The 12771-nt window shown below is 70.7% G+C and carries 12 protein-coding genes; 5 read left to right on the top strand and 7 right to left on the bottom strand.

Annotated features, from left to right (window positions below):
- Positions 1 to 201: 201 nt before the first annotated feature.
- From AC529_RS11965 to proC, 3 genes are all read right to left on the bottom strand, one after another.
- Positions 202 to 999, bottom strand: a complete 798-nt coding sequence (locus AC529_RS11965; RefSeq protein WP_068756603.1) for a phosphatase — start codon at positions 997 to 999, stop codon at positions 202 to 204.
- A gap of 126 nt (positions 1000 to 1125) precedes the next feature.
- Positions 1126 to 2304 carry an acetoin utilization protein AcuC gene (locus AC529_RS11960; RefSeq protein ID WP_068756601.1) on the bottom strand — a complete coding sequence of 393 codons (1179 nt, stop codon included), beginning with the start codon at positions 2302 to 2304 and terminating at the stop codon, positions 1126 to 1128.
- Between the two features lie 90 nt (positions 2305 to 2394).
- Positions 2395 to 3189: a pyrroline-5-carboxylate reductase gene (gene proC / locus AC529_RS11955; protein ID WP_068756599.1), complete on the bottom strand. Its 795-nt coding sequence runs from the start codon at positions 3187 to 3189 to the stop codon at positions 2395 to 2397.
- Between the two features lie 111 nt (positions 3190 to 3300).
- Here proC and AC529_RS11950 point away from each other — a divergent pair, with 111 nt between their 5' ends.
- Positions 3301 to 4023 (top strand): DUF433 domain-containing protein, encoded by a 723-nt coding sequence (locus AC529_RS11950; RefSeq protein WP_068756597.1) that lies wholly within the window; start codon positions 3301 to 3303, stop codon positions 4021 to 4023.
- An 8-nt stretch (positions 4024 to 4031) separates the two neighbouring features.
- On the top strand, positions 4032 to 4313 hold the full coding sequence (locus AC529_RS11945) for a PIN-like domain-containing protein (RefSeq protein WP_198156399.1): 282 nt from the start codon (positions 4032 to 4034) through the stop codon (positions 4311 to 4313).
- 90 nt (positions 4314 to 4403) lie between these two features.
- On the opposite strand, the gene AC529_RS11940 is transcribed toward AC529_RS11945, so the two are convergent.
- Both AC529_RS11940 and AC529_RS11935 read right to left on the bottom strand, forming a co-directional pair.
- Entirely contained in the window at positions 4404 to 5048 is a 645-nt protein-coding gene (locus AC529_RS11940; RefSeq protein ID WP_083948157.1) for a TetR/AcrR family transcriptional regulator, read from the bottom strand.
- Between the two features lie 36 nt (positions 5049 to 5084).
- Positions 5085 to 5990, bottom strand: coding sequence for a sugar phosphate isomerase/epimerase family protein (locus AC529_RS11935; protein WP_068756593.1), 906 nt, complete (start codon positions 5988 to 5990; stop codon positions 5085 to 5087).
- Positions 5991 to 6108: 118 nt separating this feature from the next.
- Between AC529_RS11935 and AC529_RS11930 the strand changes: the two genes are divergently transcribed.
- The 3 genes from AC529_RS11930 to AC529_RS11920 all read left to right on the top strand — a co-directional run bounded on the left by AC529_RS11930 (position 6109) and on the right by AC529_RS11920 (position 10697).
- Positions 6109 to 6807 carry a class I SAM-dependent methyltransferase gene (locus AC529_RS11930; RefSeq protein ID WP_068756591.1) on the top strand — a complete coding sequence of 233 codons (699 nt, stop codon included), beginning with the start codon at positions 6109 to 6111 and terminating at the stop codon, positions 6805 to 6807.
- Positions 6808 to 7188: 381 nt separating this feature from the next.
- Entirely contained in the window at positions 7189 to 8553 is a 1365-nt protein-coding gene (gene radA, locus AC529_RS11925) for a DNA repair protein RadA (protein ID WP_068756590.1), read from the top strand.
- Between the two features lie 266 nt (positions 8554 to 8819).
- Entirely contained in the window at positions 8820 to 10697 is a 1878-nt protein-coding gene (locus AC529_RS11920; protein ID WP_198156398.1) for a cellulase family glycosylhydrolase, read from the top strand.
- A 72-nt stretch (positions 10698 to 10769) separates the two neighbouring features.
- Here AC529_RS11920 and AC529_RS11915 read toward each other — a convergent pair whose 3' ends face one another.
- Entirely contained in the window at positions 10770 to 11480 is a 711-nt protein-coding gene (locus AC529_RS11915; protein ID WP_068756588.1) for a type 1 glutamine amidotransferase, read from the bottom strand.
- A gap of 11 nt (positions 11481 to 11491) precedes the next feature.
- Positions 11492 to 12748: a MurT ligase domain-containing protein gene (locus tag AC529_RS11910; RefSeq protein ID WP_068756586.1), complete on the bottom strand. Its 1257-nt coding sequence runs from the start codon at positions 12746 to 12748 to the stop codon at positions 11492 to 11494.
- Positions 12749 to 12771: the final 23 nt, after the last annotated feature.

Below are 12771 nucleotides of genomic sequence, written 5' to 3'. Positions count from 1 at the left end.
ACAACTTCTGACCCGTCCGTCCTCAGAGTAAGTCTCGGGTCACGTCATTAAAAGGGGGCGTTTTTGCATTCCTCCCGGTGGGAGACAGGGGGCGGCGGCGGAGGTTTGAACCGTGGGTAATTAGCGTCCACTCCCGGCCGTCCCCCTTGTGAACTGGGCTTATGTCGGGTGTCCGGGTTTTTGGGAAACGTCGGGCGACTTTCAGGCCAGTCCGGCGCGGTGAATCACGTAGTCCGAAAGCGGGCGGTAGTCCTCGGGCAGGTACCCGTCGTCCAGCGGCACCGTGGCATGAAGTTTTCCTTCGTGTTCTCCCAGGAAGAGCGCAGGATCGTTACTGTCGGCGAAACCGATGGTGTCCACTCCGGCCTCGCCCGCCGCGCCCGCGAACCCGTGGTCGGCGATGACCAACTGCGGCCACGGCTCGCCCTCCTCCGTCAGCCGGGACAGCGCCGCGCGCATCGCGAAGGGGTGGTGGCTGTGCCGGGGGGCGGTGCCGTCCACCACCATGCCCACCCCGTCGCGCCAGACCAGGATGCGGCGGGTCGGGGGGTACTCGCCGGAGACGTCGTAGGAGTATCCGGCGGCCGCGGTGACCACCTCGCACCCGTGCCCGGCGAGCAGGTCCTTCCAGCGCCGGTAGACCTCGCCCAGGTTGCGGGGGTGGCCGGTGGCGACCATGACGCGCTCGCGGTCGCGCGCGGCCCTGGCCAGCCGGTCGGCCACCGTCTCCAGGGCGTCCACGGTGCGGTCGGGGTCGATGGTGTCGATCCCCCACAGGTAGTCCTCGTCCGCGACGACGCCGCAGCGCTTGGCCATGAGCGCGAGGACGTCGGAGAACGTCCACTCCCGGGAGAAGGTCAGCCCGAACTGGTAGTAGGGGTCTCCCTGGACCAGCCGCCGGTAGTGCTTGAGGTTGTTCTGCCGCGGGGTGTCGACCTGGCCGGCGATGCCGGTGCGCACCAAGTGGTCGACGAGTTCCGCACGGGAGGGCGGCGTCACAGGTGGGACCCCCTTTTCACGTCACTGCCGGGGTTCCGACATTTGCGGATCATCCCGACTCTTCGTACCCCGTTCGTGTCGTGTTCAACTCTCCCCGGTGCCGTGTCCCGCAGCCGCCGACCGGCCTCACAGCATCGGGTCGATGCCGTGGCAGGGGAAGACCGCCGTGCGGGTGGCCCGGATCGCGCGGTCCACCGCGTCGGCCGGGTCGTAGCCCGCCTCGAACGGGGTGTAGTCGGCCGTCCGCCCGTCGGTCATGTGCAGCGGGGCGGCCTCGCCGGTGCGCTCCTTGACGAACTCGTGCCACTCGTCCGGGGTGCGCGTCTCGGGGTCGATCGGCTGTCCCGCCGCCTGCGCCAGCAGGTGGCTCCAGGCCCGGGGCACCACCTGGACGAGCTCGTACCCGCCGCCGCCGAGCAGCACCCAGCGTCCCGCCGCGGTCTCCTTGGCCAGTTCGTGCAGGGCCTCGTAGGTGCGGCGCTGCCCGTCCAGGCTGAGCGTCAGGTTGGCCAGCGGGTCGAGCGTGTGGGTGTCGCAGCCCTGCTGGGTGACCAGCACCTCCGGCTGGAACTCGCGCAGCAGCGGCGGGACGATGGCGTGGAAGGCGCGCAGCCACCGGGCGTCGTCGGTGCCCGCGGGCAGCGCGACGTTGACCGCGTACCCCTCGGCGTCGGGGCCGCCGATCTCCTCCGGGTAGCCGGTGCCGGGAAACAGCGTCAGCGGGGACTCGTGCAGGCTGATGGTCAGCACCCGGGGGTCGTTGTAGAACATCTCCTGCACGCCGTCGCCGTGGTGGACGTCCACGTCGACGTAGGCGACCCGCTTGGCGCCCTGCTCCAGCAGCCAGGCGATCGCCAGCGCCGCGTCGTTGTACACGCAGAAGCCCCACGCCTTCTTGGGCATGGCGTGGTGCAGGCCGCCCGCGATGTTCGCCCCGTGCTCGGCCTCCCCGGTCCACACGGCGCGCGCCGCCGCCACCGAGGCGCCCGCGATCAGCGCGGACGCCTCGTGCATGTGGGCGAAGACCGGGTTGTCGAGGGTGCCCAGGGAGTAGGTCTCGTCGGGCTGGAGGGTCTGCCCGGCCCGCTTGACCGCGGCGATGTAGGCGCGGTCGTGGACGAGCTCCAGCAGGGCGTCGTCGGCCGGCTCGACCGGCGCGAAGGAGACGCCGGGCGCATCGAAGACCCCGAGGCGGCGGCACAGGTCCATGGTCAGCTCGACCCGGATGGGCGCGAGCGGATGCTGCGGTCCGAAGTTGTAGCCGGTGAGCCCGTCGTCCCAGGCGATGCGCAGCGAGCAGGCCATACGCCCTCCCGTCAGTGGCAGTGTTCTTCACCACATTAGTTGACCGGCACCGGCCGCCCGCGCGGGGATCACCCGGTTCGCCCCCTGGCCTCAGCCTTCGGACAGCTCGGCGCTGCGCCGCTGCGCGGCCTCCACCGCGTCGGCCAGGGCGCTGCGCAGGCCGTGGCGCTCCAGCTCCCGCAGCGCGGCTGCGGTGGTGCCGCCGGGCGAGGTGACGGCCTCGCGCAGCAGGGCGGGGTGCTCGCCGGAGTCGCGCAGCATCGCCGCGGAGCCCACCGCGGTCTGCGCGACCAGTGTCTCGGCGGTCGCCCGCGGCAGCCCCAGGAGCACGCCCGCCTCGATCATCGCCTCGGCGACCAGGTAGAAGTAGGCCGGTCCGCTGCCGGACAGGGCGGTGACGGCGTCCATGTGCTTCTCAGGCACGCGCAGCACCCGCCCCACCGAGCCGAGCAGGGCCTCGGCGCGCGCCAGGTGCTCCGCGGAGGCGTGCGCGCCCGCGGCGACGGCGGTCATGCCCTGCCCGACCAGGGCGGGGGTGTTGGGCATGGCCCGCACCACGGCGGTCTCCGGGGGGAGGTGCTTCTCCAGCACGGCCGTGGTGATCCCGGCGGCCACGGAGACGACCAGGCGCCCGGGCGGCAGCGCCGCGGCGATCTCGTTGAGCGCCGCGACCATGTCCTGCGGCTTGATCGCGAGGAGGAGGGTGTCGGCGCGCGAGGCGGCCTCGGCCGCGGAGACGTTGGCGACGCCGTAGCGTTCGCGCAGCTCCTCCGCACGCTCCTGGCGCGCCTCGGTGATGAGCACACCGGCCGGGTCGTGCCCGGTGTCGAGGATTCCGGCGAGCAGGGCCTCGCCCATCCGGCCCGCTCCGATGATCGCGATCATGCAGTCACACCTTTCGACAGTTGCCACGTTACGGTACGAGCGTTCCAGCCCGCTTCGTACCGGCAACTGCAATACTTGCGTCGTCGGGGAGACCAGAACCTCGGAGGGGCGATGGCCAGTACACAGATTCGTCCGTTGGACGATTTCCGCTACACCCTCCCCATTTACCGGCGTGCAGAAGCGGCCAGACTGGTGGGCGTTCCCCCCTCGACATTGCGGAACTGGGCCCAGGGGTACGTCTTCAAACGCCTCAACGGCGAGCAGACCGTCTCCGCACCTCTGGTGACCACCGAACCCCCTCCCCACGGCCAGGGGCCCAGCGTTCCGTTCGTCGGCCTCGCCGAGGCCTACATACTTGCGGCATTCCGTCAGGCGGGGGTGCCCATGCAGCGCATCCGCCCGGCAATCAAACGCCTGGAAGAAACGTTCGGGCTGGCCCAAGCCCTGGCGAGCGAACGTCTGTGCACCGACGGCGCCGAAGTCCTCTGGGACTACGGTCGGAGTTCCACGGAGCCCTCCGACCAGGAGTTCGTTGACGGGCTCGTGGTCGTACGCAACGGCCAAGGCGTCTTCCGGGAAGTGGTCAAGGACTACCTGACGCGGGTCACCTACGAGGACGGCTGGGCAAAGATGATCGAGCTGCCGACGTACCCCGATGCCCGTGTCATCGTCGACCCCCGGATCAACGGCGGTCAGCCGACTCTGGCGGACCGGGGTATCCGAGTGGCCGACGTCCTCGACCGGCTCCACGCGGGAGAGAGCCCAGAGGACCTCTCCTACGACTACGACCTTCCCCTCTCTGTCATAGAGTCCTTGTCTCTCCGAGCCGCCTGATCTCGAACATGTCTCCCTCTTCCGATCCCTCTTTCTTTCTGGACCGAGGGCTTGGCTCGCGCATCGTGGCTGAAGCCCTCCGTGACGCCGGATGGCGCGTGGAGACGATGGACGAGCGCTACGGGAAGGCCGAGTCCCAGAGAATCGAGGACGTGCAGTGGATCTCTGAAGCCACTGCCAACGGTGACGTCCTGCTCTGCAAAGACCTGCGCATTACGGTGAACCCGCTTGAAGCACAGTGCCTCTACATGACAGCGCCCGGGTCTTTGGTATCCCCAACGGGAACCTGAGAGGGCCCCAGATGGCCGCACTGTACCTGCGCTACCGCCAAGAGATCTTCGACATGTCCAAACGTGCGAGCGGACCCTTCGTCGTCGCAGTCAGTCCGGAAGGTCTGCGGCGCCGTCGACTGGCCTACCCGCCTCAGTAGAGATCCGCCCCACCCCGGAGGGCAGCCCCATGACCAGGCGGACCGCCGGGGCGTAGCGGGCCACCACCTCCTCCGGGTCGGCGGAGGCCAGCGGTTCGACGCGGACGACGTGGCGCACCAGCACCATCCCGAACAACTGGGAGGAGATCAGCGCGGCCCGCAGCGGCTCCACCCCGAGTTTCGGGGCGATCCGCCGGACCAGGACGTCGGTCATGAAACCGCGCAGGACCTCGGCGGCCTGCTCGCTGGTCATGGCCGAGCGGAACAGGGCGAGAAAGGGGGCGCGGCCGTGCTCGTCCCCCCAGACCCGCAGGAAGGCGCGGACCACCGCCTCGGCGGGGTCGTGCTCCGGGTCGTCGAGCATGATCCGCTCCAGCAGTTCGCCGGGGTCGTAGGGCAGCTCCATCGCCGCGGCGAACACCTGGTCCTTGGTGCCGAAGTAGTGGTGGACCAGGGAGGGGTCCACCCCGGCGCGCCGGGCGATGCCGCGTACCGAGGTGCCTTCGTACCCCTTCTCGCTGAAGTCGAGCCGTGCCGCCCGCAGGATCTCCTCGCGTGTGCGTGTCGTCCCCGGGCGCCGTCCGGTCCGCGCCACCCCGCCCCGTCCTGTCCGTCGTCGTTCCTGGTCCTGTCAGTCCGCGCTGACCGTGCCGTCGCCCCCGACCGAGAACACCCGGGGGGCGCCGGAGGCCGCCGAGTGCAGCACGACCCGCTCGCGCTCCCGCTCCGACTGCTGCGCGCTGCGCGCGAAGTGCAGCCGGGTGAAGGCCAGCGCCTCGGCCAGTTCGGTCAGCCGTGTCTCGCGGTCGGACTTGCGGGTGTTGACCTCCAGCACGATCTGGCCGCGGTAGTCGTGGTCGGCGAGGTACTCCAGGAGTTCGGCGCAGGGCTGGTTGCCGCGGCCGGGGATCAGGTGCTCGTCGAGGCTGCCCCCGCCGACGCCGTCCGCGAGGTGCACGTGGGAGAGGCGGTCGCCGAGCCGACGCGCCATGTCCATGGCGTCCGACTGCGACATGGCGGTGTGCGAGAGGTCCAGGGTGACGTCGGGGTAGTCGCGGTCCAGCGGGTTCCAGCTGGGTGCGTAGGGGACGACCTCCCTGCCCCGCATGCGCACCTGGTACATGTTCTCGACGGCGAAGACGACGTCGGTCTCGTCCTGCATCCGCTGGATGCCCTTCTCGAAGTCCTTGGCGTACTCGCGCTGCCACTTGAACGCGGGGTGCACCACGACGGTCGTGGCGCCCAGCGCTTCGGCCATCTCCTTGGACTTGACGAGCTTGACCCAGGGATCGCGGCCCCACACCCGCTGGGTGAAGATCAGGCAGGGGGAGTGGATCGCGGTGATGGGGAGCTGGTGGTAGTCCGACAGACGCCGGAGCATGTCGACGTCCTGGCTGACCGGGTCCGAGGTGACCATGACCTCGATGCCGTCGTAGCCGAGTTTGGCGGCGATCTCGAAGGCCGCCGGGGTCTTCTCCGGGTACACCGACGCCGTCGAGAGGACGACGGGGGCGTCTGGAACCTGGATAGCGTTCACTTGAACCACCATACGTGCTGTCGTAGTGAAATTCCTGCGCACAAGTGGCCCAGGGGGCGGCACGCTGTGCTCGCCGGGCCGCGGTGGGCGTCCCCGCGTCGTCGTTAGGGTCATCCAGGTGAACAAAGCGCTCACCGGGGCGATTCCCAGCCCCAACATCTGGAACGCTCCGCGCACCTACGAGACGGAGAACCGTGCCGCCGACCCCGAGGGCCGGATCGAGGAGGCGATGCGCGCGGTCCGACCCTGGACCGGTGCGCATGTTCTGGACATCGGCTGTGGCACCGGCTTCCACCTGCCGCGCTTCGCCGTTGAGGCGCGGTGGGTGACCGGGGTGGAGCCGCACCGAGGGCTGGCCGGGGCGGCTCGCAGGCGCGTGCGGGCGCTGCCCAACGTGACGGTCCGCACCGGGGTGGCGCAGCGGCTCCCGGTGGCCGACGCCTCGGTGGACGTGGCGCACGCGCGGTGGGCGTACTTCTTCGGTCCCGGCTGCGAGCCCGGGCTGGCCGAGCTGGACCGGGTGATGCGGCGGGGTGGAGTGGTGTTCGTCATCGACAACGACGCCACGCGCAGCACCTTCGGCGGCTGGTTCCGGCGGTCGCTGCCGTCCTACGACCCGCTCGCCGTCGAGCGGTTCTGGAGCGGCCGGGGGTTCACCCGGCGGTCGGTGGACATGGGCTGGAGGTTCGAGAGCCGCGCGGACTTCGAGGCGGTGGTACGCATCGAGTTCCCGCCCGCCCTGGCCGAGGAGATCATCGACGGCCACCGCGGTCTGGAGGTCGACTACGCGGTCAACGTCTGGTGGCGGGAGTACTGAGTCCACGCGCCCTCTCCGCTCAGCGGGTCCGGAGCCGTGCGGAGCGGCCGGGGGGATGCGGCGCGCGGACGGGCTCCTCCCCCTCGGGGGTCCGGAGGTAGGGAGGAGGGCAGGGGGGCACGCCGCGGTCGCGGACGGCCCCGGGGGTGGCCGCCCCGGGGGTTCTTCCTGTGGAGGCCACCGCGCGCCCTCCTCTGCTCTGCCACGGCCCACGGGCTTCCCGCCTGTCCTGGACGCTGCCCTCTGTCTCCTATGCGATCGTGCGCCCCGCGCTCTGGTTCCGGACCCGCCGCGGAAAAATTTCCCGACCTTTCCCCGTCCTCGGACCTCTTCGTCTCCCGTGGTTCCCCCGTTGTCCCCGAAGAGCGCTAGCGTGCAGGTATGGCAAGGGCAGCGAAGCGGACGTTCCGGTGTACCGAGTGCGGGTGGACCGCCCTGAAGTGGGTGGGCCGCTGCGGGGACTGCCAGGCGTGGGGCACCGTGGAGGAGGTCGCCGCGCCGACTCCGGGCGGGGTGGTCCCCGTGCGGACGGGCACCCCGGCCCGGCCCATCGCCGAGATCGACGTGGAGTCCGCGCAGGCGTCCCCCACCGGCCTGGCGGAGCTCGACCGGGTGCTGGGCGGCGGGGTGGTGCCCGGCGGGGTGCTGCTGCTCGCCGGTGAGCCGGGGGTGGGCAAGTCCACCCTGCTCCTGGAGGTGGCCGCGCGCTTCGCCGAGCTGGGCCCGGTGCTGTACGTGACGGGCGAGGAGTCGGCGGGGCAGGTGCGGCTGCGCGCCGAGCGGGTGGGCGCGCTGGCGCCCAAGCTGTACCTCGCCGCGGAGACCTCGCTGGCCGCGCTGGCCGGGCACGTCGACGAGGTGGCGCCCCGGCTGCTGATCGTCGACTCGGTGCAGACCATGAGCGCGCCCGACGTCCCCGGCGTCCCGGGGGGCGTCACCCAGGTGCGCGAGGTCGCCGCGGGGCTGATCCGGCTGGCCAAGGAGCGCAACATCGCCACGGTCCTGGTCGGGCACGTCACCAAGGACGGCTCCATCGCGGGTCCGCGGGTGCTGGAGCACCTGGTGGACGTGGTGCTGCAATTCGAGGGCGACCGGCACTCGCAGTTGCGCATGCTGCGCGCGGTGAAGAACCGGTACGGACCCACCGACGAGATCGGCTGCTTCGAGCTCACCGACTCCGGCATCGTGGGCCTGCCCGACCCGAGCGGCCTGTTCCTGACCCGCCGCGCCGAGCCGGTCCCGGGCACCTGCGTCACGGTCACCGTGGAGGGGCGGCGCCCGCTGATCGCCGAGGTGCAGGCGCTGGTCGCGCCGACCGCGCTGCCGCAGCCGCGCCGCGCCACCTCGGGGTTGGACTCGGCCCGGGTGGCGATGGTGCTGGCGGTGCTGGAGAAGCGGGTGAACCTGCGGATGGGCGCGGCCGACGTCTACACCTCCACGGTGGGCGGGGTGCGCCTGGTGGAGCCGTCGGTGGACCTGGCCCTGGCGCTGGCCCTGGCGGGGTCGCACACCGACCTGGCGCTGCCGCGCGGGATGGTCGCCATCGGCGAGGTGGGGCTGGCCGGGGACGTGCGCGCGGTCAGCGCCCTGCAACGTCGGTTGCAGGAGGCGCAGCGGCTGGGGTTCACCACCGCGATCGTGCCCGCCGGCGCCGACGGCCCGGTCGAGGTCGAGGGCATCACCGCGGTGGGCGTCACCGACCTGGGGCAGGCGCTGGTCACGGCCTTCCCCGAGCTGCGCCGCTGATCCGGTGCCGCTCCGCTGCCGGGCGGGCTGCCGGGGAGCGGTCCGCCGCCGATCGTGCTCACTTTCTGTCACCGGTCGTTGACTTTTTCCTTCCGCCTACTTTATGGTGATCCGCGCCACAGATATGGCGACCGGAAGGTGAGCGATCCCGGGTCCTGTTTCCTGTTGTCCGACCCGGCCTCTCCCCCGAAACTGGGAGCGCTCCCAGTCCACTCCGGTCCCGTCCGCGCCCACGACGGGCGCGTTCCCCCGAAAGGACACAGGAAGTGGGCAGAACGACCCCCCTGATGCGGCGGCTGCGCGCCGGTGCGGCCGCGGTCGCGCTCGGCGCCACCGCGCTCATCCCCCTGACCTCCTCCCCCGCACTCGCCAACAGCGGCGACTGGCTGCACACCGACGGCAACAGGATCGTGGACGCCGCGGGCAACGAGGTGTGGCTCACCGGAGTCAACTGGTTCGGCTTCAACACCAGCGAGCGGATGTTCCACGGGCTGTGGGCCGCCAACATCGAGGACGTCACCCGGGAGATGGCCGAGCGCGGCCTCAACATCGTCCGGGTACCCATCAGCACCCAACTGCTCCTGGAGTGGAAGAACGGCCAGACCTCCCCCAACGGGGTCAACGAGTACGTCAACCCCGAGCTGGCGGGCAAGAACAACCTCCAGGTCTTCGACTACTGGTTGCAGTTGTGCGAGAAGTACGGCCTCAAGGTCATGCTCGACGTGCACAGCGCCGAGGCCGACAACTCCGGTCACGTCTACCCGGTCTGGTACAAGGGCAGCATCACCACCGAGGACTTCTACGAGGCCTGGGAGTGGGTGACCGAGCGCTACAAGAACAACGACACCATCATCGCCGCCGACATCAAGAACGAGCCCCACGGCAAGGCCAGCGAGACGCCGCGCGCCAAGTGGGACGACTCGACCGACGTCGACAACTTCAAGCACGTCTGCGAGACGGCGGGCAAGCGCATCCTGGCCATCAACCCGAACATGCTCATCCTGTGCGAGGGTGTGGAGATCTACCCGAAGGACGGGGAGAACTGGTCCTCCACCAACGGCCGGGACTACTACTCCACCTGGTGGGGCGGCAACCTGCGCGGCGTCGCCGACCACCCCGTCGACCTGGGTCCCCACCAGGACCAACTGGTCTACTCGCCGCACGACTACGGGCCCACCGTCTGGCAGCAGCCCTGGTTCGAGGGGAACTGGAACAAGGAGACCCTGACCACCGACGTCTGGCGGCCCAACTGGCTCTACATCCACGAGGACAACACCGCGCCGCTGCTCATCGGCGAGTGGGGCGGCTTCCTCGACGGCGGCGACAACCAGAAGTGGATGACGGCGCTGCGCTCCCTCATCATCGAGGAGCGCCTGCACCACACCTTCTGGGCGCTCAACCCCAACTCGGGCGACACCGGCGGCCTGCTCGGCTACGACTGGATGACCTGGGACGAGCAGAAGTACGCGTTCCTCGAGGCCGCGCTCTGGCAGGACAACAACGGCCGCTACATCGGCCTGGACCACGAGGTCCCGCTGGGCGGCAGGGGCTCCACCACCGGCCTGTCGCTGAACCAGTACTACGGCGGCGCGCCCGTCGACCCCACGGACCCGACGGACCCGACCGACCCCACCGACCCGGCCGACCCGACGGACCCGACGGACCCCACCGACCCGACGGACCCGACCGACCCGGCCGACCCCACGGCTGACCTGGAGGTCCACTACCGCAACAACAGCGCTGCCACCAACGACAACCAGATCGCTCCGGGCCTGCGCCTGGTCAACACCGGAAGCAGCCCGATCGACCTGTCCACCGTGCGGATCCGCTACTACTTCAGCAACGAGTCCAGCGGTTCCCTACAGTACGCCTGCGACTGGGCGCAGGTGGGCTGCTCCAACGTCAGCGCGTCCTTCGGCTCGCTGAACGCCCCGGGCGCCGACACCTACCTGTCGCTCACCCTCAGCGGCACCCTGGCCCCGGGCTCCAGCACCGAGATCCAGGGCCGCATCCACTCGTCGAACTGGTCGAACTTCGACGAGAGCGACGACTACAGCCGCGGCAGCAACACCGACTGGGCGGCTAACCCGGCGGTGACCGCCCACATCGGCAGCACCCTGGTCTGGGGCACCCCGCCCGCCTGAGGCGTCTGCCGGTCCTGAAGACCAGAGGGGCCCGTGCCGCTCGGCGGCGCGGGCCCCTTCCGTGGTCCTCGGCTACAGCACGGCGGCCAGGCGTTCGTCGTGCAGCCGCTCGCCCCAGGACGGCGGCAGCGGCTGGATGTCGCCCACCCGCCAGCGCAGCAGCAGGTCGGCCAGGGCCGGGTTGCGCGGCAGGGCCGGGCCGTGCAGGTAGGTGCCGAGCACCTGCCCCTGGTAGGCCCCTTCGGTGGCGCCGTCGTTGCCGATGCCCAGCACCGTGGTCGACAAGGGCTTGGCCGACGGTCCGACCGAGGTGCGGCCCTGGTGGTTCTCGAAGCCGGTGATCCGGCCCACGCCCAGCGCCGGGTCGACGTCCGCGACGATCTCCCCGACCGCCCGGGTGTCGCCGCGTCCGCTGCGCACGTCGAGGATGCCGACCCCGGGCAGCGGGTTGGCCGCGTCGTCGCCGTAGGTCTCGCCGATGATCTGGTAGCCGGCGCAGACCGCGAAGACCGCAGCTCCCCGCTCGGCCGCCCGCTTGAGCCCGCCGTCGGCGCGCAGCCGCTGCGCCGCCAGGATCTGCGGCCGGTCCTCACCGCCGCCGAGCAGGTAGATGTCGCCCTCCACGGGCACCGGGTCGCTGGAGTGGACGCGCACCACCTCGGTGGGGATGCCGCGCAGTTCGGCGCGGCGCCGCAGGACCAGCACGTTGCCCTGGTCCCCGTAGGTGCTGAGCAGGTCGGGGTAGATCCACACGATCCGCAGTGTGCTGCTGGTGTCGCTCACGGGCTCCCCCTCTACTGGACGCGGCCGTAGGCCGTGCGGATCTGCTGGAACGCGGTGTAGTTGGCGATCACGTCGACCTTGGTGATGTCGGGCTGCTCCGCCTTCAGGCGGGTGAGGACCTGCTCGACGCTGTCGGCCACCTCGAAGGCCACCTCGTCGGTCTCCAGGCGCAGCGCGAGGTCGGTGCGGCGCTCTCCCATCACGAAGACCCGGCGCCCGCGCAGCACCGTGTAGTCCACGTCCCACAGCCAGGAGGTGTCGCGGCCGTCGGGCACCTGAGCGTTCACCGAGAGGATCACCGGCACCCGCGGCGGGTCCAGGACCGCGAACGACTCCAGCCACCCCGCGGGGTTCTTCGCCAGCAGCAGCCGGACCTCGACGCCCCGGGTGACGATCGAGGTGTAGCGCCCGGCGACCGACTCGATCTGGCGGATCCGGGGCAGCGCCTGCTCGGGGCGGATGCCGTAGGCGGCGGCCGTGGCCAGCGCGATCGCCGCGTTGGAGCGGTTGGCGTCGCCCGGCAGCCGCAGTTGGAGCTTGTGCTCCACGCCCTGGGGGTCGGTGACCGTGTCGGCGGCGGTGTTCACCGACCACGTGGTGTGCGGCCTGCGCAGTCCGCACTCGGGGCACTCCCAGTGCGGGTCGGGCTCACGCTTGAGGTGGCCGCCGCACTCGGGGCAGCACCACGAGTCCTCCTTCCACCGCTGGCCGGCCGCCACCCAGGTCGCGTGGGGAGCACCCAGGCCGGCCCAGGCCACCAGCGGGTCGTCGGCGTTGGCGACGACGTGCGCCTGGCTGTTGGCCAGGGCGTCCCGCCACTTCTTGGCCAGCAGGTTGATCTCGGAGGCGCGGTCCATCTGGTCGCGGCTCAGGTTCATCAGCACGACCACGACGGCGTTGGTCTCGCGGAGCACCTGCGGCAGGTACTTCTCGTCGGTCTCCAGTACCCCGATGCGCGCCTTGGGATGGTTGGCCAGCGCGGTGATGTGGCCGGTCGGCATGTTCGCGCCATGCTCGTTGGTGGCGATCTCCCCGATCTCGCGCAGTGCCGAGGCGATCAGCCTGGTCGTGGTGGTTTTTCCGTTGGTGGCGCTGACCAGGGCGATCCGGCGTCCGCGGGCGAGTTCGGCGAGCAGGTTCGGTTCGACCTTGAGCGCGATTCGCCCCCCGATGACCGAGCCGTCGCCGCGCCCGGTAGCCCGGGACAACGAGGCCGCGCCCTTGCCCAGCGCAGCAGCGAGCTGGGCACGCAAGGGAAGTTCGCTCATTGATCCCCACAACGTTCGATGGA

Source organism: Thermobifida cellulosilytica TB100 (assembly GCF_001517975.1).
Lineage (GTDB): Bacteria > Actinomycetota > Actinomycetes > Streptosporangiales > Streptosporangiaceae > Thermobifida > Thermobifida cellulosilytica.
The sequence above is the reverse complement of the archived record's forward strand: the minus strand, read 5'-3'. Positions and strand labels throughout refer to the sequence as shown.

Bases quoted from the DNA above. Each gene is read 5' to 3' on its own strand.
- proC (WP_068756599.1), bottom strand. From the start codon at position 3,189: ATGATCGCGATCATCGGAGCGGGCCGGATGGGCGAGGCCCTGCTCGCC.
- AC529_RS11950 (WP_068756597.1), top strand. From the start codon at position 3,301: ATGGCCAGTACACAGATTCGTCCGTTGGACGATTTCCGCTACACCCTC.
- AC529_RS11945 (WP_198156399.1), top strand. From the start codon at position 4,032: ATGTCTCCCTCTTCCGATCCCTCTTTCTTTCTGGACCGAGGGCTTGGC.
- AC529_RS11910 (WP_068756586.1), bottom strand. From the start codon at position 12,748: ATGAGCGAACTTCCCTTGCGTGCCCAGCTCGCTGCTGCGCTGGGCAAG.
- AC529_RS11960 (WP_068756601.1), bottom strand. From the start codon at position 2,304: ATGGCCTGCTCGCTGCGCATCGCCTGGGACGACGGGCTCACCGGCTAC.
- radA (WP_068756590.1), top strand. From the start codon at position 7,189: ATGGCAAGGGCAGCGAAGCGGACGTTCCGGTGTACCGAGTGCGGGTGG.